The 20,020-nt window shown below is 66.4% G+C and carries 15 protein-coding genes; 12 read left to right on the forward strand and 3 right to left on the reverse strand.

The annotated features are described in order from the left end of the window. The first annotated feature begins 22 nt into the window (after positions 1-22). From WKB88_RS12510 to ndk, 7 genes are all read left to right on the forward strand, one after another. Complete coding sequence (locus WKB88_RS12510; protein WP_341394878.1) at positions 23-406, forward strand: DUF488 domain-containing protein; 384 nt, start codon at positions 23-25, stop codon at positions 404-406. Between the two features lie 248 nt (positions 407-654). Further along, complete coding sequence (locus tag WKB88_RS12515) at positions 655-1,497, forward strand: endonuclease domain-containing protein (RefSeq protein WP_341394879.1); 843 nt, start codon at positions 655-657, stop codon at positions 1,495-1,497. A gap of 550 nt (positions 1,498-2,047) precedes the next feature. Then, the gene (locus WKB88_RS12520) at positions 2,048-2,860 is read left to right on the forward strand and encodes an SDR family oxidoreductase (protein WP_341394880.1); all 813 of its coding nucleotides are present in this window, start codon (positions 2,048-2,050) and stop codon (positions 2,858-2,860) included. Between the two features lie 334 nt (positions 2,861-3,194). Then, a complete protein-coding gene (gene ileS / locus WKB88_RS12525; protein WP_341394881.1) occupies positions 3,195-6,503 on the forward strand; it encodes an isoleucine--tRNA ligase in 3,309 nt (1,102 codons plus the stop codon). Next, on the forward strand, positions 6,503-7,882 hold the full coding sequence (locus tag WKB88_RS12530; RefSeq protein ID WP_341394882.1) for a bifunctional folylpolyglutamate synthase/dihydrofolate synthase: 1,380 nt from the start codon (positions 6,503-6,505) through the stop codon (positions 7,880-7,882). The genes ileS and WKB88_RS12530 overlap by 1 nt, the downstream gene beginning before the upstream one ends. Positions 7,883-7,887: 5 nt before the next feature. After that, a complete protein-coding gene (locus WKB88_RS12535; RefSeq protein ID WP_341394883.1) occupies positions 7,888-8,370 on the forward strand; it encodes a DUF4233 domain-containing protein in 483 nt (160 codons plus the stop codon). A gap of 39 nt (positions 8,371-8,409) precedes the next feature. Next, the gene (gene ndk / locus WKB88_RS12540; RefSeq protein WP_341394884.1) at positions 8,410-8,826 is read left to right on the forward strand and encodes a nucleoside-diphosphate kinase; all 417 of its coding nucleotides are present in this window, start codon (positions 8,410-8,412) and stop codon (positions 8,824-8,826) included. Positions 8,827-8,911: 85 nt separating this feature from the next. Here ndk and mgtE read toward each other — a convergent pair whose 3' ends face one another. Together mgtE and WKB88_RS12550 are read right to left on the reverse strand one after the other, a co-directional pair. After that, positions 8,912-10,270 (reverse strand): magnesium transporter, encoded by a 1,359-nt coding sequence (gene mgtE, locus WKB88_RS12545; RefSeq protein WP_341394885.1) that lies wholly within the window; start codon positions 10,268-10,270, stop codon positions 8,912-8,914. A gap of 331 nt (positions 10,271-10,601) precedes the next feature. After that, positions 10,602-11,759: an SDR family oxidoreductase gene (locus WKB88_RS12550; RefSeq protein WP_341394886.1), complete on the reverse strand. Its 1,158-nt coding sequence runs from the start codon at positions 11,757-11,759 to the stop codon at positions 10,602-10,604. Positions 11,760-11,880: 121 nt separating this feature from the next. Here WKB88_RS12550 and WKB88_RS12555 point away from each other — a divergent pair, with 121 nt between their 5' ends. Then, on the forward strand, positions 11,881-12,516 hold the full coding sequence (locus WKB88_RS12555; RefSeq protein ID WP_341394887.1) for a CG0192-related protein: 636 nt from the start codon (positions 11,881-11,883) through the stop codon (positions 12,514-12,516). Positions 12,517-12,583: 67 nt separating this feature from the next. Here WKB88_RS12555 and WKB88_RS12560 read toward each other — a convergent pair whose 3' ends face one another. Further along, positions 12,584-13,207 (reverse strand): vitamin K epoxide reductase family protein, encoded by a 624-nt coding sequence (locus WKB88_RS12560; protein WP_341394888.1) that lies wholly within the window; start codon positions 13,205-13,207, stop codon positions 12,584-12,586. A 427-nt stretch (positions 13,208-13,634) separates the two neighbouring features. Here WKB88_RS12560 and WKB88_RS12565 point away from each other — a divergent pair, with 427 nt between their 5' ends. The 4 genes from WKB88_RS12565 (at position 13,635) to obgE (ending at position 20,016) form a co-directional block, all read left to right on the forward strand. Then, the gene (locus WKB88_RS12565; protein WP_341394889.1) at positions 13,635-17,339 is read left to right on the forward strand and encodes an Rne/Rng family ribonuclease; all 3,705 of its coding nucleotides are present in this window, start codon (positions 13,635-13,637) and stop codon (positions 17,337-17,339) included. 331 nt (positions 17,340-17,670) lie between these two features. After that, on the forward strand, positions 17,671-17,982 hold the full coding sequence (gene rplU / locus WKB88_RS12570; protein ID WP_104053917.1) for a 50S ribosomal protein L21: 312 nt from the start codon (positions 17,671-17,673) through the stop codon (positions 17,980-17,982). A gap of 90 nt (positions 17,983-18,072) precedes the next feature. Continuing rightward, positions 18,073-18,336 (forward strand): 50S ribosomal protein L27, encoded by a 264-nt coding sequence (gene rpmA / locus WKB88_RS12575; RefSeq protein WP_104053918.1) that lies wholly within the window; start codon positions 18,073-18,075, stop codon positions 18,334-18,336. Between the two features lie 105 nt (positions 18,337-18,441). After that, positions 18,442-20,016 (forward strand): GTPase ObgE, encoded by a 1,575-nt coding sequence (gene obgE / locus WKB88_RS12580; RefSeq protein ID WP_341394890.1) that lies wholly within the window; start codon positions 18,442-18,444, stop codon positions 20,014-20,016. The last annotated feature ends 4 nt before the right edge of the window (positions 20,017-20,020 follow it).

Raw genomic sequence — 20,020 nt, forward strand, 5'->3', positions numbered from 1 at the left:
CGGGCCGCCGTAGCATCCGGATATGGCGACAGATAGGGAACAGCCGGAAAGGATCCGCACCCGGCGCATTTACGAGGAGCCCGACGGCGGATACCGGGTCCTGGTGGACCGGCTGTGGCCGCGCGGGGTGTCCAAGGAGAAAGCCGACCTGGACGAGTGGCTGAAGGACCTGGCGCCAAGCACCGAGCTGCGGAAGTGGTTTGCGCACCGGGAGGACCGCTGGGCGGGGTTTGAGGAGCGGTACCGGCAGGAGCTGGCGGAGAATCCCGGGGTGGAGGACTTTTCCCGGGCCTGCCGCGACCGTGAGGACACCGTCCTGCTCTACGGTGCGCGCAGCGAGACGGAGAATGAGGCCGTGGTGCTGCGCGACTACCTGCTCGACGGCGGTTCCGGCAGCGGCCCGTAAGGCCTTCGGCGTCGTCGTGGCCTCGCCTGGTGTCACCGGCGGGCCGAAGCCGCAGCGCATTGGTTCCCACTCTTTGTCGCCTGCCGAGGCCTCTGATGTCACAGCAGCCACACCTTTCACGAAGGGTGGGAACCAGTGCGGGGCTAGCAGCATCACCGGGTCCCCCACAGGTCCAGCAGCTTGCAGCGGTATCCACATTTTCCTGCCCTGCCGTGGCGCGGACACTTCCGCGGAACGATTCTCGGGATATGCAGAGCATCGAAGTCTTCCTGAGGGTTCACCATGGCGCCGCTCGGTTCAGCACCTTGACGGCCAACGGCTTTAGCCGGACGCAAATCGAACGGGCGGTCGCGGGCGGAGCAGTGCACCGGCCCCGCCCGGGAACCTATGCCCTGCCCGATGCTCCTGCAGAGCTGCTGTTTGCGGCGGAACACGGGGTGTCACTCACGTGCGAAAGCGCTGCACGATTGCTGGGATGGTGGGTGCTTCCCGGCGCGCCGCTGGTGCACGTGGCGGCAGACCGGGCAACGAGGCTGCCGGGTGCCGTAATTCACCGAGGCCCCCGGACGGCGAAACGCCTGATCTCGCCTCCGCTGCAGATTATCGATTCGGCTTTCCGCTGTCTGCCGCCCCTGGCCGCACTGGTCCTCGCGGAGTATGCCGTTAGCAGACACTATGTGGGGGTGCGGACCCTCGAGCTGCACTTTTCCGGTCCCAAGGACTGGAGAATTAGGCAGCTCATCCGGGACATCCGACCCGGGACAGCATCGCCGCTGGAGGTCTGTGCACGCTTCCACCTCCAGGCGGCGGGGCTGTCGGTCGAGACCGAGGTCCAGATAGCGGGAGTCGGCAGAGTGGACCTGGTTGTCGAAGGGCGGCTGCTGGTGGAAATCGACGGCTACGAGTTTCACAGCGGCAGAGAGCACTATCGGAGGGACAGAAGTCGTTGGAATGCGGCGACGGCAGCAGGATGGAGAACCCTGCGCATCACCACGGAAATGGTGCTTCACGACCCCGACGGATTTGTGCTGCTTGTTCGGAGTGCTCTGCTTGTTCGGAGTGCACGGCTTGTTCGGAGTGCTCTGCGCTGAACCGGCGCTGCCGCAGCGCATGACGGCTAAACCTGAACCCTAAGGGAAACCAAGCGGCCGTGGCTGCTGCCCCAGACTGCCGGTCTGGCCCGTACACGTCTCCTGCTCCCTGCCCGCTTTGTCCGGTTCGTACCAACTTGCACCACTGGCGCGCACTGGCTCCCACTGTCTGATCCCTCCTGTGGCTTGTGGTGCCACGGAGGCCACATCAGTAACGAAGAGTGGGAACCTGTGCGCAGGGGTTTGGCCGGGACCCTTTGGGGCGGGGCAGGACTACTTGGGCGAGGCAGGCCGGGGGAACCAGTCCGGGTTGCCCTGGCGACGCAGGCTGGGGGATCCCCGGGGGATCCAGTCCGGGTTGCCCTGGTGACGCAGGCTGGGGGATCCCCGGGGGAACCAGTCCGGGTTGCCCTGGTGACGCAGGCCGGGGGATCCAGTCCGGGTGACAGGCCATGGGTGTAACGGCGGCCGGAGAAGGCAGCACAATACCGCGGAGTAATACAGGGTCCGAAGCTGTGGCACGGGACGGCCCAATGGCTACAGTGGCTGCATGACTTCTCCCGTGCCCTCAGAGTCCGCATCCACCCCGGCCACCCCGGCCAGCCCGGCCAGCCGCGCCAGCCGTCCCAGGCGCGCGGTCGTCACCGGAGCCAGCTCGGGAATCGGCGCGGCAGCCGTCCGGGCGCTGAGGGCTTCCGGATGGGATGTCGTGGCCGTCGCGCGCCGGGAAGAGAAACTGCAGGCGCTCGCTGAAGAAACCGGAGCCGTGGCGCTCGCCGCCGACGTCACCAGCGACGACTCGGTGGCGCGGATGGCCGCAGAAGTCCTGGCCGGCGGGGGAGTGGACGCCGTGATCAACAACGCCGGCGGCGCATGGGGCGTGGACCCGGTGGGTACCGGCAGGATCAGCGACTGGGAGGCCATGTACAACGTGAACGTCCTGGGCGCACTGCGCGTCACCCAGGCGTTCCTGCCCGCACTGCGGGAGTCCGGACAGGGATCCATCCTCATGCTGACTTCCACTGCGGCGCTCGCAGCCTATGAGGGGGGAGCGGGCTACTGCGCCGCGAAGTCCGCCGAACAGGCGCTCGCCGAAACCCTCCGGCTGGAGGAGGCGGAGAACAACGTACGCGTCATCGAAATCCTCCCGGGCATGGTCAAGACGGAGGAGTTCTCCCTGAACCGCCTCGGCGACAAGGATGCAGCGGAGAAGGTCTATGCAGGCGTCGAGAAGCCGCTGACCGCCGAAGACGTTGCCGACGTCATGGCGTACTCCCTGAACCTCCCGCACCACGTCAACCTGGACAAAGTGGTGCTGCGGCCGGTGGCTCAGGCGGCCAACCACAAGGTGATCCGGCGCTAGCCGCGTCCCGGCAGGAAGGAACTTCGACATCGCCGGGGCCGTGGCCTAAACTGGCGGAAGCAGCTTTGACCCGGCCATCACCGGTGAGCTTCCGGAAGAACAGCCCTGGACTATAAGTACCGGGGCCCAGTAGAACCGGACGGGTAAGCCCGTCACAGCAGTCAACGAGCGGCAGCCCGGTTCGGCGGCACAGTGCACTGCAGGTTCTGCAGGGCACGGCGTGGACGACGACGGCGGCAAGCGAGGTGGTACCGCGGATCACCGCAGGCTTTGTGCCGGCAGCGATTCCGCCCTCGCATCCTGTAATTCACCAGAACTACTTGCCGCTATCAGGATGACGAATATGCCTTCTATCTATCCCAAGGCCACCACGGCCGCCGCACCGGCAGAAAATGCCGCCCCGTCCTCCCCTCGGTTTCCGGAACTTGAAGAACTCGTTCTGAAGTACTGGGATGAAGACGGCACCTTCCAGGCGTCCATCGACGCGCGCCCGGCCGGCAAAAACGGCGCCAACGAGTTTGTCTTCTACGACGGCCCGCCCTTCGCCAACGGCCTGCCCCACTACGGGCACCTGCTGACCGGCTATGCCAAGGACCTGGTGGCCCGCTACCAGACCCAGCGCGGCCGCCGCGTGGAGCGCCGGTTCGGCTGGGACACCCACGGCCTGCCCGCCGAGCTCGAGGCCATGAAGCAGCTGGGCATGAGCGACAAGGTCCAGATCGAGAAGATGGGCATCGACAAGTTCAACGATGCCTGCCGCGCCTCCGTGATGGAGTATGCCGGTGAGTGGCGGGACTACGTCACCCGCCAGGCCCGCTGGGTGGACTTCGAGAACGACTACAAGACGCTCAACGTCGACTACATGGAATCGGTCATCTGGGCGTTCAAAACGCTGCATGAGAAGGGCCTGACCTACAGCGGCTTCCGCGTTCTGCCGTACTGCTGGAAGGACGAGACGCCGCTGTCCAACCATGAGCTGCGCATGGACGACGACGTCTACAAGGACCGCCAGGACCAGACCGTTACGGTGACCTTCCCGATCACCGCCGGCGACAACGTGCTCTCCGCGGAGCTCGACGGCGTCCTCGCCATCGCCTGGACCACCACGCCGTGGACCCTGCCCACCAACATGGCCCTCGCCGTCGGGCCCTCCGTCCGTTACGCCGTGGTGCCCTCGGGCCCCAACGGAACGCCCCAGGAAAACCCCGATGCGCGTTACCTGCTGGCCGAAGACCTGGTGGGCGCGTACGCCAAGGACCTGGGGTACGACGACGCCGACGCCGCCCGCGCGGCCGTCACCTCCGTGCACACGGGCAAGGAACTCGCCGGACTGCGTTACGCACCGCTGTGGAACTACTACACGGACACCGAAAAGTGGGGTACGGCCAACGCCTGGCAGATCGTTACTGCCGATTACGTGACCACCACCGACGGCACCGGCATCGTCCACCAGGCTCCGGCCTACGGTGAAGACGACCAGAAGGTCTGCGAGCAGTACGGCATCCCCGTCATCCTTTCCGTGGATGAGGGCGGCAAGTTCCTGCCCATGTTCAGCGAGGGCGAACTGTCCGAAATCGCCGGGCTGCAGGTCTTCGACGCCAACAAGCCCATCACCAAGGTGCTGCGCGCCGACGGCCGGCTGCTGCGCCAGGCCAGCTACGAGCACAGCTACCCGCACTGCTGGCGCTGCCGGAACCCGCTGATCTACAAGGCGGTCTCCTCGTGGTTCGTGGAGGTCACCAAGATCAAGGACCGCATGGTCGAGCTGAACCAGCAGATCAACTGGATCCCGGAGAACGTCAAGGACGGCCAGTTCGGCAAATGGCTGGAAAACGCCCGCGACTGGTCCATCAGCCGCAACCGCTACTGGGGCAGCCCCATCCCGGTCTGGGTCTCCGACGACCCCAACTACCCGCGCACCGACGTCTACGGTTCGCTGGAAGAAATGAAGGCCGACTTCGGCCGCCTGCCGGTAAACAAGGCCGGCGAGCCGGACCTGCACCGTCCCTTCATCGATGAGCTGACCCGCCCGAACCCGGACGATCCGCGCACGCCCGAAGAAGGCCAGTCCACCATGCGCCGCGTCGAGGACGTCCTGGACGTGTGGTTCGACTCCGGTTCCATGCCCTACGCCCAGGTCCACTACCCGCATGAGAACGCCGAGTGGTTCGAGAACCACAACCCGGGCGACTTCATTGTGGAGTACATCGGGCAGACCCGCGGTTGGTTCTACACGCTGCATGTCCTGGCCACCGCACTGTTTGACCGGCCGGCCTTCCGCAACGTGGTCAGCCACGGCATTGTCCTGGGCTCGGACGGGCAGAAGATGTCCAAGTCCCTGCGCAACTACCCGGACGTTTCCGAGGTCCTGGACCGCGACGGATCCGACGCCATGCGCTGGTTCCTGATGGCGTCGCCGATCCTGCGCGGCGGAAACCTGGTGGTCACCGAGCAGGCCATCCGCGAAGCAGTGCGCCAGGTCATCCTGCCGCTGTGGAACGTCTGGCACTTCTTCACGCTTTACACCAACGCCGCTAACGGCGGCAACGGCTACGAGGCGAAGCCGCGCTACGAGTCCGGCGAACCGCTGGACAACTACATGCTGGCTGCCACCGGCGACCTGGTCCGGACCATGACCAGCCAGCTGGACAACTATGACGTGTCCGAGGCCTGCGAAACCCTGCGCCAGTACATGGACACGCTGACCAACTGGTACATCCGCCGCAGCCGCAACCGGTTCTTCGACGAAGACACCCAGGCCTTCGACGTGCTCTACACCTGCCTAGAAACGGTGTGCCGGGTTGCCGCTCCGCTGCTGCCGCTGATCTCCGAAGAGATCTGGCGCGGCCTGACGGGCGGGCGCTCCGTGCACCTGACCGACTGGCCGGACGCCTCCCTGTTCCCGGAGGACGAGGCACTGGTGGACCGGATGGACCGCACGCGCCGGATCGCTTCCGTGGGCTCCTCGCTGCGCAAGGCCGCGAACCTGCGGGTGCGCCTGCCGCTGTCGGAAATGACCGTCGTCGCGCCCGATGCCCAGGCCCTGCAGGGCCAGTTTGCGGCGATCATCGCCGATGAGCTGAACTTGAAGTCGGTCCGCCTGATGGAGGCCGCGGACGCTGATCCGGCCGAATTCGGCATCACGCAGAAGCTCGTGGTGAACGCCCGTGCCGCCGGCCCGCGCCTGGGCAAGAACGTCCAGACCGCCATCAAGGCTTCCAAATCGGGGGACTGGTCAGTGGACGACGCCGGTACGGTCACCGCCGGCGGCCTGGAACTGCAGCCGCAGGAATACACGCTGGAAACGGTGGTGGAAAGCGCCGACGGCGAATCGTCCAAGGCCGTTTCCGTACTGCCCGGCGGCGGCTTCCTGGTGCTGAACACCGAAGTCACCCCCGAACTGGCCGCCGAGGGCACTGCCCGCGACGGTATCCGCGCCATCCAGCAGGCCCGCCGCGACGCGGACCTGCACATCAGCGACCATATCCGCACCGAGGTGGCCACCTCGGCGTCGTCCGTTGCCGCCCTTGAGGCGAACGCGGAACTGATCAAGTCCGAAACCCTGACCGACGAGCTGGTTCTGACCGCCGTGGACGTTGCCGACGACGCTGAAGAATTCACCGTCACACTGGAGAAGATTTAATGAGCATGTCCGACGGACCCTCAGGCGCAATCGACGGATTCTCCGTGGAAAGCGTCTACGCGGAGCTGCTGAGCCGCGCCCCCGAAAACAAGATGGAGCCGCGCATGGCTCCGCTGTTCCGGGCGATGGAGGTGCTGGGGGAGCCGAACAAGGCGTTCCCGATCGTCCACATCACCGGAACCAACGGCAAGACCTCCACCGCCCGGATGATCGAAGCCGGACTTCGGGCCTACGGGCTGCGCACCGGCCGGTACACCAGCCCGCACCTGAGCAAGGTCACCGAGCGGATCAGCATTGACGGCGAACCCGTCTCCGATGAGACGTTTGTCCGCATCTGGGACGAAATTCACCCGTACCTGGATATCGTCGACGGCGAACTCACGGCCGCCGGTGAACCGCGGCTGACCTACTTCGAGGCGGTGACCATCCTGGCGTTCGCCGTCTTTGCCGACGAACCCGTGGACGTTGCCGTCATTGAGGTGGGCCTGGGCGGCATCACCGACGCCACCAACGTGGGCGACGGCTCGGTTTCCGTGGTCACGCCCATCTCGCTGGACCACACCGAACTGCTCGGCGACGACGTTGCCGACATTGCGGCGGAGAAGGCCGGGATCATCAAGGAACACGGCTTCCTGATCAGCGCCGCGCAGCCGATGGAAGCGGCGCAGGTGCTGCTGGAGAAGGCCCATGAAGTGGGCATCCCGTACCGCTTCGAGGGCGTGGAGTTCGGCGTCGAATCCCGGGTCATGGCAGTGGGCGGACAGATGCTCACCATCGCCGGCCTGGCCGGGCGTTACGAGGACCTGCTGCTTCCGCTGCACGGCAAGCACCAGGCGGAAAACGCCGCCGTCGCCGTGGCCGCGCTGGAGGCCTTCATCGGCGGCGGCACGAAGGAACTGGACGTGGAACTGCTGCGCACCGGTTTCTCCACCGTGAGCTCGCCCGGACGCCTGGAAGTCGTGCGCACCGCACCCACCATCGTGGTTGATGCCGCCCACAACCCCGCCGGGGCCAAGGCGGCCGCCGAAGCCGTGCTGGAAGCCTTCAGCTTCACCTCGCTGGTCCTGGTAGTGGGAATCCTGGCCGAGAAGGACGCCGTCGGTATCCTCACCGAACTGCGTGAGACGCTCGGCGACCAGATCACCGGAGTGTGCCTTACACAGTCCAGCTCGCCGCGGGCGCTCTCCGCCGAGGACCTGGTCCAGGACGCGGTCGACGCCGGGTTTGCCGACGAAGACCTGCAGGTTGAGCCGGGCCTGGACAACGCCATTGAATGGGCAGTCGCCAAGGCCGAGGAGAACAACGACCTGGCCGGCGGGGTCCTGATCATTGGTTCCATCACGGTGGTGGCCGAAGCGCGCACCCTCCTCGGAAAGTAAGAGATATGGCAAAGCTGACCAAAGCCCAGCGCGAGTGGCGTCCGGGCATGCCCAAGAAGCGGCGCTCCATCCGCGTCATGTTCGCCTCCGTAGTCCTGACGCTGGAAGCGTTCCTGGTGCTCTTCGCAACCCTCGCTGTGTTTGGCCTGCAGCGTGACGAGCTATCCCCGGTTCTCATCTTCGGCGTCGGACTGGCGCTCTCTGCGGCGCTGATCGGAACCTGTGCCTTCCTGTCCAAACCGGCGGGCCCGATCATTGGCTGGATCCTGCAGCTGGCCATTATCGCCACCGGGTTCCTGCAGCCGGAAATGTTCCTGGTGGGAGCAATCTTCGCCGCCACCTGGTGGTATGCGCTGAAAACAGGCATGCGCCTGGACCGGGAGAACCGGCAGCGGGACCGGGAACAGGCGGAATGGGAAAAGGCCCATCCGGAGGAAACCGGGGGTTCAGGGGCTCCCGGCGCTGCCGGGGAAGCCGCCACAGACTAGGCTTGGACGGGAAACCGCTACTTGGCAAGGAGATTTACCGTGAGCACCGAGCGCACACTTGTACTGATCAAACCCGACGGAGTGGAGCGCAACCTCTCCGGCGCCATCCTGGCGCGCGTGGAAGCCAAAGGCTACACGCTGGCCGAGCTGAAGAAGGTGGATGCCACCCGCGCGGTGCTCGAGGAGCACTACGCCGAGCATGAGGGCAAGCCGTTCTACGAGCCGCTGGTGGAGTTCATGCTCAGCGGTCCCGTCGTTGCCGCCATCTTCGAAGGCGAACGGGTCATCGAAGGCTTCCGTTCCCTGGCCGGAACCACGGATCCGACGAAGGCGGCCCCGGGCACCATCCGCGGCGACTTTGGCCGCGACTGGGGCACGGCCGTGCAGCAGAACCTGGTCCACGGCTCGGATTCCCCGGAGTCCGCCGCCCGTGAGATCGGTATCTGGTTCGGCTAATACCGCGTCCTGAACCAAGCGAGCCCGCGAGGGCCCAAGCCCGGTGGTGAACCGGGCTTGGGCCCTCACTGGTTTTCGGGGACGGCTAGAGCCCCAGGACCGCCGAGGCGATCAGGAAGTAGATGATCAGCCCCGCGGCATCGACAAACGTGGAAATGAAGGGGTTGGAAAAGACTGCCGGGTCCGCCTTGAGCGCCTTCCCCAGCAACGGCATCAGGGCGCCGACGCTGGCTGCCATGGTGCAGACCCCCAGCAGGGTCAGGCCGATCACCACGCCCAGGGGCACGGTGAAGATGATGGAGGCAACGGCAAACCCCAAGCTGCCCAGCAGCACGCCCAGCCAGGCGCCAACCCGTACTTCCCGGGCAAAGACCCTGAAGACGTCCCGCGGCCGCACGTCGCCCAGGGCCAGAGCGCGGGTGATGGTGGTCGCAGCCTGGTTGCCGGTGTTGCCGCCGGTGCCTATGAGCAGGGGAATGAAGAGGGACAGCACCACCTGCTCGGCGAGGGTGGCCTCGAAGGCACCCATGACCTTGACCGTGAGCGTGGCGCCCAGGGCCAGCACCAGCAGCCACACCACGCGGGCGCGCACGATGCTGCGCACCGGCGTGGCCAGGTAGGGCCGGCGCAGCGGTTCAGCGCCGCCCGACCGTGCCGCGTCCTCGCTTTCGGCGTCCTCGAGGATTCCCAGTGCATCGTCAACGGTCAGGATTCCGACCAGCCTGCTTTCGGCGTCGACGATCGGCAGCACCAGCACCTTCGCGTCGGCGCAGTACCGTGCCGCCTCCTCTGCATCCAGCGTGGCCGGAGCGGAAAGCGGGTCCTTCTTCAGCGACGAGACGGGATCTGAGTCCGCCGCACGCAGCAGATCCCGCAGCGACACGACGCCCACCAAGTGATGGGTCCCGTCAACAACGGGAATGGTGTAGACGCTCTCGGCGTCGTCCAGCCGGGTCCGTACCCGGGCCATGGCCTCGGCAGCGGTGAACCAGGGGTGCGCAGTGACGAACTGCGGGCTCATATAGCGGCCGACGGCGCCCTGGGGGTAGCCGAGAACGGTGTTGGTGAGCGCACGTTCCTTGGCATCGAGGCCCAGGAGCAGGCGGTTGGCCACCGATGCCGGCAGCTCATCGAGCAGGGCCACCCGGTCATCCGGGCTCAGCCCGGCAAAGACCTCAGCCACCTGCGCATCCTGCAGCCCGGCCACCAGGTCCGCCTGCAGCAGGGCATCAAGCCGCTCGAAGACCTCCAGCGCCCGGTCCTTGGACAAGGTGCGGAAAGCCAGAGCCCGGTCGATGGTGTTCAGCCGTTCCAGCTGCTCCATGGTTTCGGCAACAGTCAGCGGCTCCAGGGCACGGGCAACCCCGGCCAGGCTGTTGCTGTCCAGGGCGTCGGCCAGCAGCTGTGCGCGGGCATCGAAAGTCAGGGTGGGGGACTTGATCATGATCCGGTTTCCTCCGGTGGGGCGCACACAACAGACCAGCGGCGCGGCCGTGGTGTGTGCGGAAAATGAGCGGGAATGCGGAATACCGCTGCCGCACAAGCTCAGGCCCGTACGAGGAAGGTCCGAAAGTACTTTAGGGGACCTGGGGTCGAAGGCGAGGCTCACGCGGGGCGGTATATCGACTATGTCCGTCGTCCATGCGTGCGGTTCACCTCCTGCCGCTCTAGAGTTTCGCGGCCGGGCGCGCCGAAGCGGCGCACCTGGCCCGGATTATGCTCCGATCGTACTCCACCCAAGCGATCGGCCTGGGCCGGTGGTGTGCGGGAACACTTTACTTCCCAACCCGCCCGGCACCCTTCATCTCAGGAATCAGGCGCTCGGCCTGCAGCCGCGCAAAGAGCTCGGTGAAGGCGTCTTCCGTGCGGCGGTACCCGGTGAAACCGGCGAGCCGGCTCTTGCTCATGTCGGTCAGCACCTCAATGTTCCGCCCCAGGTCCGCGTCGGTGTGCCACCACGAGGCCAGCCGGCCGAGGTCGGGTTCGGCCAGCCCATAACGTGCAGCCAGCTTCTCCCAGACCTCGGAGGTATCCGCCATTTGCTGCTCCAGCGGCCGGGGAACGGTGTCAAAGCCCTCGGGCTCGACGCCGAACCAGGCTGCCAGCCGCGGCCACAGGGAACGCCAGCGGAAGACATCGCCGTTGACGACGTTAAAGGCCTCGTTGGCGGTCTTCCCGTCCGTTGCGGCCCACAGCATGTGTTCGGCCAGCAGACCGGCATCCGTCATGTCCGTGACTGAATTCCACTGGGTCTCGGAACCGGGGAAGACAAAGGGCAGCCCGAGTTCGCGGCACAGAGCGGCCTGGGCAGCCAGTGTTTGTCCCATGTTCATGGCGTTGCCGACGGCATGGCCGATCACGGTGTGCGCCCGGTGCACCGACCAGGCGAAGCCCTGCCTGGCGACGGCGGCCATCAGCTCGTCTTCCTGCGCATAGTAGAAGTTGTCCACCGGCAGCCGGGGCTCGTCCTCGGAGAAGGGAGTGTCCGGCATGGGACCCTCGCCGTATGCCTCGAACGGACCCATGTAGTGCTTCAGGCCGGTCATCAGGGCAACGTGTTCCACCGGCGCGTGTGTCAGGGCGGTGAGCAGATTGCGGACCATGGCCGAGTTGACCGCGATGTTCTCCGCCTCGGTCTCCTGCCGGGACCAGGATGTGAAGAAGACATGTGTCGGGTGCACGTTTTCCAGTGCGGCCGCGAGGCTGTCCGGCGACGTCAGGTCGGCGGCGAGTGGGATGATTCCGGACCGGGATTCAGCGGCGGTTCCGGGAGCGCCGGAGGAAGGCATTCCCTTTCGGGACAGGGCAAGGACTGTCCACCCCTGCCGGGAGAGAAGATCCACGAGAGCGGCACCGGCTATGCCGGTGGCACCTGCCACGAGGGCGGTGCGGTCGGACGCTGCGGGATGATGTGCGGGGGGATTTCGAAGCATGGTTCTCCTGGCGGGAAAGACTGGACCGGCGTCGGACGCATAAAGGCCGGTGAAGGCGGTAACCCGGGACCCTCCGGGGAAATTCCTGCCCGCTGCGGCCGCTGCCCCTTAGGCTGGGCGCATGGCACACATTTACCAAGCAGACCTGCAGCCCGGCAAAATGGAACTCATCTCCGGCTGGCTCCCCTCCACCGACTGGTTTCCGGGCACCGGCCGGCTGGCCGTTGAACACGTGGGATCCTTCCGCTTCGATGACCCCGACGGCGAGGTGGGCATTGAAACCCACCTCGTGGCGGCAGGGGCGAACGTCCTCCAGATTCCGCTGACCTACCGCGGTGCGCCCCTGGAAGGCGGGGACAAGTTCTTCATCACCACCATGGAACACTCCGTGCTGGGGCGGCGGTGGGTTTACGACGCCACCGGTGACCCGGTCTACGCACAGGCACTGGCCGCGTCCATCCTGTCCGGCCAGGGGCAGGCGGACCAGTACTTCGAGAACGACGGCGTCCGGGAAGAGATCCCGGCGACGCTCGGCATCCAGGCCAGCGGCCTGCCCGACGGCGAGGAACTGGCGGAGGGTCCCCAGGCGGGGCCATCGGACCTGCCGGTCGTCCGGCTTCGGACCGGAGACTGGGAGCTGTGCGTCGTGAGAGTGCTGGACCTGGGGGGAGAGGCCACGGCGGATCCTGCCCTGACTGCAACCTGGAACGGACAGGATGTCCCGGTCCTTCTCGCCTGGGCCCTGCCGATGGACTGACGATCGCGGGTGCTCGGCAACCCGGGTGATCGAAAGGGTGATCGAAAGAAGGGGAGGCGGCGGGTGGTCAGCCGAGGAAGGAATTGATGAACCGGAAGAAGATGGAAGCAGCGGTGGCCACCCACAGCAGGGCGACGATCACCCAGGCCCACTCGGAGGTGAACTTCACCAGGCCTGCCGGCGCCGGCAGCACGCCGTGCGCCAAGTTGCGGACGGTGGTGAATACAAACATCGGAATCATGGCCGCCCACACCACGATGCAGTAAATGCAGAGGACGTAAATGTCGAAGAGTGCCTGGCTCCACAGCCAGACGACAAACACCATGCCCAGCGTGACTCCGGCCTGGAGTCCCAGCCAGTACCAGCGCTTGAATGCAGCTCCGGCCAGCATGGCGACGGCGGTGGTAATGACGACGGCGAACGCCACGATCCCGATCAGCGGGTTGGGGAAGCCGAAGATGGCGGCCTGCGGGGTTTGGAAGACCGTGCCGCAGGAAACCCAGGGATTGATATCGCAGCTGGTGATGTAGTTGGCATCCGCATAGACGCGCAGCCGCTCCAGGACCAGGACGCCGGAGGCCAGCCAGCCTACGATGCCGGTGACCAGCAGAATCCAGGCAAAACCTCGTTCGGGCGCCTGCTGCTCGGCTGGCCGGCGGGTGGCTTGCGGATTGGCGGCGCTGGACGGCACGGGGGATCTCCTTCGGCAGGTGGCGATACGTGTCGAGTCTATGCGCTGCTGGAGGTCAAAAAGACGGGCGTGTGAGATAATGACTGTGGCTGACGGCGGAACCACATTCCGTCGCCGGTCCAGCGACAGGCTTCCGGTTCTGTCGGTGACGCTTCCCAAGCAGTTCGCCCATCAACCCGGATGGGAACCAGGGAATCCGCCGATCAGACCTACCCGTAACGGCAACGTCGTGAACGTGCCGACAGGTAGCAGGAAAAGCGCCGCTGGTCTTCGAGTGATACCGCGCCCTACAGCTGGCACGACCTCGGATGACATCCAGACGACTTCCGGCTGGCGGCAGGCAACTGATGCCCCCCGTACAGCCGACACATTGCCCGCTGGGCATTGGAATGTGGCCAGTGCCGCAGGGGCCGGAGCGTAGCCTTTTATGAGTGATGCACTGAATAATGATCTAGCAGCCAACAGCGGCCTAACAGCCGCTGACAACCTAACAGCAGGCGACACGGCGTCGGATTCCGCCCAGAGTGATTCCGCCCGGAGCGATTCTGCCCAGGCCAAAGAACCCGTAAAACGGGCCACCCGCAGCCGCCGCAAGTCGGTGGCTGCTTCTGCACCGGCAGGAACTCCGGAGGCCGGCGATGCCCCGGCTGCTCCTGAAACCGCAGCCCGCCGGCCGGCCCGCAAGGCGCCGGCTGCAAAAGACGCCGGACCTGCTGCACCTGCTGAGCAGGAGGCCGAAGCGCCTGCTGAAGGTGCGGCCGCCGAAAAGCCGAAGCGCGTGCGGGCCTCCCGCCGCAAGACCGTTCCGGCAGGCTCAGCCGAAGCAGCCCCCGAGGCAGTCGGAGCAGCAACGCCTGAAGCCGACGCAGCAACGCCTGAAGCCGCAACCCCGGAAGCTGCAGCAGCCTCCGGCAACGAAGCGCCCGAGACTCCCGCACCGGTGAAGGCTGTGCGCCGTCGCCGTGCACCTGCCAAGAAGGCAGCGGACGCCGTGGAAACGCCGGCCGCTGCGCAAACACCGGATGCAGCAGCGGAAACGCCGGAAGCCCCGGCCGCGGAGCCTGAAGCCCCGCAGCCTGCAGCCGAAGAGCTCCCAGAGGCGGCCGAAGCCAAGGCTGCACCGAAGCGCACCCGCCGGCGCCCTGCCAAGGCTGCCGAAAAGACGCCGGAGACACCGGAGACGCCGGTCACGGAGATTCCCGCTGCCGAAGCTGCCGCCGAAGCCGCAGCAGATGACACCGTGGCTGCCGCCGGATCGGCCGCTGCCGCCGAGGTCGTTCCCGAAGCAGACGAGACTGCGCAGGAGGAAACGGAAACAGACGCCGCTTCCAGCCTGAACCCCTTCGCCGTACCCGCCCTGCCGCTCTTCCACGCACCGGATCTGACCGCCGTTCGCACGGTCCCCGCACACGAGACCGCAGACGACACCGACGAGGATGACGATTCAGCCGACGGCAACCGCAGCCGCCGCCGCAGCCGCCGCGGGCGTAACCGGGCGCGCAGCGAAGCCCCCGCACGCAGCGAAACTGCCGGTGCAGAGGGTACGGAGTCCGAGCAGGAGGCTTCCCCCGCAGACGGCGCAGCCGGCCCGGACACCGCCGAGGGCGTAACTTCCCGCCGTCGCCGCCGCCGCCGCCGCGGTGACGCCGACCTCGAACTCACCGGCGGAGCCGACGATGATCCGCCCAACACGGTGACCCGGGTCCGTGCACCGCGTGCCCACGCCGATGCGCCCGTCTCCGACCGCGTCACCAGCGTCAAGGGATCCACGCGCCTTGAAGCCAAGAAGCAGCGCCGCCGCGAATCCCGCGAGTCGGGACGCCGCCGCCACGTCATCACCGAGGCCGAATTCCTCGCCCGCCGCGAGTCGGTGGACCGGCAGATGATCGTCCGCCAGCGCGATGAGCGGATCCAGATCGGGGTGCTCGAAGACGGAGTCCTGGCCGAGCACTTTGTTTCCAATACCCAGCAGGACTCGCTGATCGGCAATGTCTATGTCGGCAAGGTCCAGAACGTGCTGCCGAGCATGGAAGCAGCCTTCGTGGACATCGGACGCGGCCGCAACGCCGTGCTGTACGCCGGTGAAGTCAATTGGGACGCGGCCGGGCTCGACGGCCAGCCGCGCCGCATCGAACTGGCCCTGAAGTCCGGGGACTCCGTCCTGGTGCAGGTCACCAAGGACCCGGTGGGCCACAAGGGTGCCCGCCTCACCAGCCAGATTTCGCTGCCGGGCCGCTACCTGGTGTACGTGCCGGGCGGTTCCATGACGGGCATCTCCCGCAAGCTGCCCGACGTCGAGCGCAACCGGCTCAAGAAAATCCTCAAGGACCACCTGCCGGAGAACGCAGGCGTGATCGTCCGCACCGCGGCCGAGGGCGCCTCCGAAGAGGAGCTGATGAATGACATCAACCGGCTCCGCGCGCAGTGGGAAACGATTGAAGCCAAGGCCAAGTCCACCAAGACCCTGGCGCCGGAACTGCTCTACGGCGAACCGGACCTGACCATCAAGGTGGTCCGCGACGTCTTCAACGAGGACTTCTCCAAGCTGATCGTCTCCGGTGAGGAAGCCTGGGACACCATCGAGGCCTACGTCACCTACGTGGCACCGGACCTGGTGGGACGCCTGGAAAAGTGGACCAAGGACGAGGACATCTTCGCCGCCAGCCGCATTGACGAGCAGATCGCCAAGGCGCTGGACCGCAAGGTCTTCCTGCCCTCGGGCGGTTCGCTCGTCATTGACCGCACCGAAGCCATGACCGTGGTGGACGTCAACACCGGCAAGTTCACCGGCAGCGGCGGAAACCTCGAAGAGACGGTCACCAAAAACAACCTGGAGGCGGCCGAGGAAGTGGTCCGCCAGCTGCGGCTGCGGGACATCGGCGGCATCATCGTCATCGACTTCATCGACATGGTCCTTGAAGCCAACCGCGACCTGGTTCTGCGCCGCCTCGTCGAGTGCCTGGGCCGTGACCGGACCAAGCACCAGGTTGCCGAAGTAACGTCCCTGGGCCTGGTCCAGATGACCCGCAAGCGGATGGGCACCGGCCTGCTCGAGGTCTTCGGTGAAAACTGCGAGCACTGCGACGGCCGTGGTGTCATTACCCATGACATCCCCGTTGAGCACCGCCGCAGCACCAGCCACAACAGCAGCGGGACCGGCGCGGTTGCACACGCCGTGTCCGAGGACAACCACCAGCAGCACCTCCGGCAGGAAAAGCAGTCCCGCGGAGACCGCAAGCGCAGCCGCAGCCGCGGACAGGGCACTCCGCAGCAGGCGGCGGCAGCGGCCGCCGACGAGCCGGTAAAGACGGAGGACGCCGGCAACGCCGAGGCGGAGCGCCAGGCAAAGGCCAAGGCCGAAGCCGCCCGTGCGGCGCTGGCCACCATAGCGGCCGCAACTGCCGCCGCCGCGTCAACGGCACACGACGCCGACGGGCCGGGGGAGCGCACCGACGGCGGCAGGCAGGCCGAGGAGCCGAAGACGGTTTCCGCCGAGACGCCTTCCGCCGGCGACGCCGCGGCTGATGCCGGTGCCGTCTTGCAGATCCAGGGCGAGACCGTCGTTGTCCCGCGCCGGGAACGCCGCCAGCCGGCGCAGGAGGAATCACGCTTCACCCTGGAGAGCCTTACCGAGGCCTTCAACGAGGTTGCCGCCGCCGGCGCCCCGCAGGGCAGGAGCGCGGAAGGCCTGAAGGAGCAGCAGAAGGCCGATGACCCTGCTCACGGGCAGCCGGCCGGCAGGACCGCGCCCCGGCGTTCACGCCGAAGCAGTGCCGCTGCCCGGAACGTGCAGACAGCCCCTGCGCAGACCCGGGAAACTCCGGCCGCGGCACCTGCACCTGCGGCAGAGCCGAAGGAGCCCGCTGCACCGGTGCGTTCTGCAGCCCCTGACCGGGCACTGCAGGCCCCCGCGGCACCGGTGCGCACTCCGCGCCGCCGCCGCGCCGCCGGCAGCCCGCAGGGTGCCGCCGGAGCGGATGCCATCCGGACCGGCGGCACCCAGGCCCCTGCCGCTCCTGTGGCTGTCCGCCATGCTGCGGCACCGGCTGCTGAGAAGCAGGGCAAGCGCCGCGAGCCCGCCGGCAGTGCGCCCGTAATTCTGGGCGTCGGAGTTCCGGCCTCGGAGCTCTAGCCCATCCGGCAGCACTGAGCAAATACACCGCGCAGAGGAGGCGGCCATCCCCCAAACCGGGGGTGGCCGCCTCCTCTTCTGCCCGGAGGCGGCAGCACCGCCGGAAATGCTATAAAGTAGAGCGAGAGCAGTGACGTCCGAAAAGGCGTTACGCACGGAACCCCCGCATTTGCGGGTTGTCGGTTGCGTAGCGTAACCTTGAACTTCGGTGCGAACGCCTTCCAACCGTTTATCGGATACAGGGCGTGACTGCATGGCGCAAGGCGGGCAAATTTTCAGCCCAGCTAAATGCGCATCCAAGTATTAAACGTCGAGAGAAGTGAGTTCCCAAGTGGTGTACGCGATTGTCCGCGCTGGCGGCCGCCAAGAAAAGGTTTCCGTCGGAGACCTCGTAACCCTGGACCGCGTCCCCGGTGGAGCCGGCAGCACCTTTGAGCTGCCCGCCCTGCTATTGGTTGATGGCGACCAGGTCACCTCTTCCGCACAGGACCTGGCCAAGGTCACCGTGACGGCAGAGATCGTTGAGAATTTTCGGGGTCCGAAGATTGTCATCCAGAAGTTCAAGAACAAGACCGGCTACAAGAAGCGTCAGGGCTACCGCTCCTCGCTGACCAAGGTCAAGGTTACGTCCATCAACTCCTGATTCTCGTGCCGGCTCCGTCAGGAGCCGGGAACGCGGGAAGCATCCCGCCCCTGAGTTTCATAATCAGTTAGCAAAGGCAGGCAGTAGAAAATGGCACATAAGAAAGGTGCGAGTTCCACTCGCAACGGTCGCGACTCCAACGCCCAGTACCTCGGCGTAAAGCGTTTCGGCGGCCAGGTTGTCAAGGCAGGCGAAATCATCGTCCGCCAGCGTGGCACCCACTTCCACCCGGGCGAGGGCGTTGGCCGCGGAGGCGACGACACCCTGTTCGCCCTCGAAGCAGGCGCAGTTGAATTCGGCAGCCGTCGTGGCCGCCGCGTCGTGAACATCGTGGCTGCTGCAGCCGCCGAGTAATCACCGGCATATAGCTTTTCCGACGGGGCGGGCCTGATGGCCCGCCCCGTCATCTTTTAAGCCGAGTAGAATTGGCATGATCCAAAAATTCCTTGAAGGAGAACCATGGCCAGCTTTGTAGACCGTGTAGTACTGCACATTTCTGGCGGTACAGGCGGCCATGGTTGCGTGTCCGTTAAGCGTGAAAAGTTCAAGCCCCTGGGCGGGCCCGACGGCGGCAACGGCGGCGACGGCGGCGACGTCATCCTGCGCGTTGACTCCAGCGCCACCACCCTGCTCGACTACCACCACCTCCCGCACCGCCACGCCACCAACGGCGGCAACGGCATGGGCGACTGGCGAAACGGCAAGACCGGCGAAACGCTGATCCTGCCGGTTCCGGACGGCACCGTGGTCAAGAACAAGGACGGCGAAGTGCTGGCCGACCTCGTGGGCGAAGGCACCGAGTACATTGCCGCAGCCGGCGGCCAGGGCGGCCTCGGCAACTCCTCGCTGTCCTCGCAGAAGCGCAAGGCCCCCGGCTTCGCCCTGCTGGGCGTGCCCGGTGACGAGCGGGACATTGTCCTGGAGCTCAAGTCGATCGCCGACATTGCCCTGGTGGGCTTCCCGTCCGCCGGCAAGTCCTCCCTGATTGCCGCCATGTCCGCAGCCCGGCCGAAGATCGCCGACTACCCCTTCACCACCCTGGTCCCGAACCTCGGCGTGGTTGAAGCCGGCGACGTCCGCTTCACTGTTGCCGACGTTCCGGGCCTGATCGAAGGCGCCTCCGAAGGCAAGGGCCTGGGCCACAACTTCCTGCGCCATGTGGAGCGCTGCGCCGCCCTGGTGCACGTTCTGGACTGCGCTGCACTGGAAACGGACCGCGACCCGCTCGGCGACCTGGACATCATTGAGCAGGAGCTGGAGAAGTACACCGTGGACATGAGCTTCGCCGGCACCGACGGCGACGTCGTGCCGCTGAACCAGCGCCCGCGCCTGGTCGCACTGAACAAGGTGGACGTACCCGACGGCCGCGACATGGCCGAGTTTGTGCGCCCGGAACTGGAGAAGCGCGGCTACCGCGTGTTCGAGGTCTCGGCCTCCAGCCACGAGGGCCTGAAGGCACTGGGATACGCCATGGCCGGAATCGTCCGCGATGCGCGCTCCGCCGTGCAGGCTGCCCCGCCGCGGGTCAAGACCCCCACGCTGCGCGTGCGCAATGTGGACGGCAAGGGCGGGTTCTCCATCCGCAAGGAAGAGCGGAACCTCGAGCCGCTGTTCCGCGTCCTCGGCGACAAGCCGGTGCGCTGGGTGCAGCAGACCGACTTCACCAACGATGAAGCGGTTGGCTACCTTGCCGACCGCCTGGCCAAGCTCGGTGTTGAAGACAAGCTCTTCAAGGCAGGCGCCAAGCCCGGCGACGCCGTGGTGATCGGCGAGGGCGACGGCGTCGTCTTCGACTGGGAGCCGACCATGATTGGCGGGGCCGAGCTGCTGGCAGCTTCGCCGCGCGGCTCGGACATCCGGATCGAGGAGTTCTCCCGGCCGACGCGTGAGGAAAAGCGCGAAGACCACCAGCAGCGCCGTGATGCCCGTGCGGCCGCACGCGCCGAGCTGGAAACAGAGCGCCGCGCAGGTATCTGGACCGAATCCGTGAACTACAAGCACAACAAGCCCGCAGAGCCTAAAGACGGCGAGTAACGGC

The organism is Arthrobacter sp. G119Y2, from assembly GCF_038069765.1.
Taxonomy (GTDB): Bacteria; Actinomycetota; Actinomycetes; order Actinomycetales; family Micrococcaceae; genus Arthrobacter_B.

Bases quoted from the DNA above. Each gene is read 5' to 3' on its own strand.
- WKB88_RS12530 (WP_341394882.1), top strand. From the start codon at position 6,503: ATGAGCATGTCCGACGGACCCTCAGGCGCAATCGACGGATTCTCCGTG.
- WKB88_RS12520 (WP_341394880.1), top strand. From the start codon at position 2,048: ATGACTTCTCCCGTGCCCTCAGAGTCCGCATCCACCCCGGCCACCCCG.
- WKB88_RS12515 (WP_341394879.1), top strand. From the start codon at position 655: ATGCAGAGCATCGAAGTCTTCCTGAGGGTTCACCATGGCGCCGCTCGG.
- WKB88_RS12555 (WP_341394887.1), top strand. From the start codon at position 11,881: ATGGCACACATTTACCAAGCAGACCTGCAGCCCGGCAAAATGGAACTC.
- WKB88_RS12550 (WP_341394886.1), bottom strand. From the start codon at position 11,759: ATGCTTCGAAATCCCCCCGCACATCATCCCGCAGCGTCCGACCGCACC.
- WKB88_RS12510 (WP_341394878.1), top strand. From the start codon at position 23: ATGGCGACAGATAGGGAACAGCCGGAAAGGATCCGCACCCGGCGCATT.
- rpmA (WP_104053918.1), top strand. From the start codon at position 18,073: ATGGCACATAAGAAAGGTGCGAGTTCCACTCGCAACGGTCGCGACTCC.
- WKB88_RS12565 (WP_341394889.1), top strand. From the start codon at position 13,635: ATGAGTGATGCACTGAATAATGATCTAGCAGCCAACAGCGGCCTAACA.
- obgE (WP_341394890.1), top strand. From the start codon at position 18,442: ATGGCCAGCTTTGTAGACCGTGTAGTACTGCACATTTCTGGCGGTACA.
- mgtE (WP_341394885.1), bottom strand. From the start codon at position 10,270: ATGATCAAGTCCCCCACCCTGACTTTCGATGCCCGCGCACAGCTGCTG.
- ileS (WP_341394881.1), top strand. From the start codon at position 3,195: ATGACGAATATGCCTTCTATCTATCCCAAGGCCACCACGGCCGCCGCA.
- WKB88_RS12535 (WP_341394883.1), top strand. From the start codon at position 7,888: ATGGCAAAGCTGACCAAAGCCCAGCGCGAGTGGCGTCCGGGCATGCCC.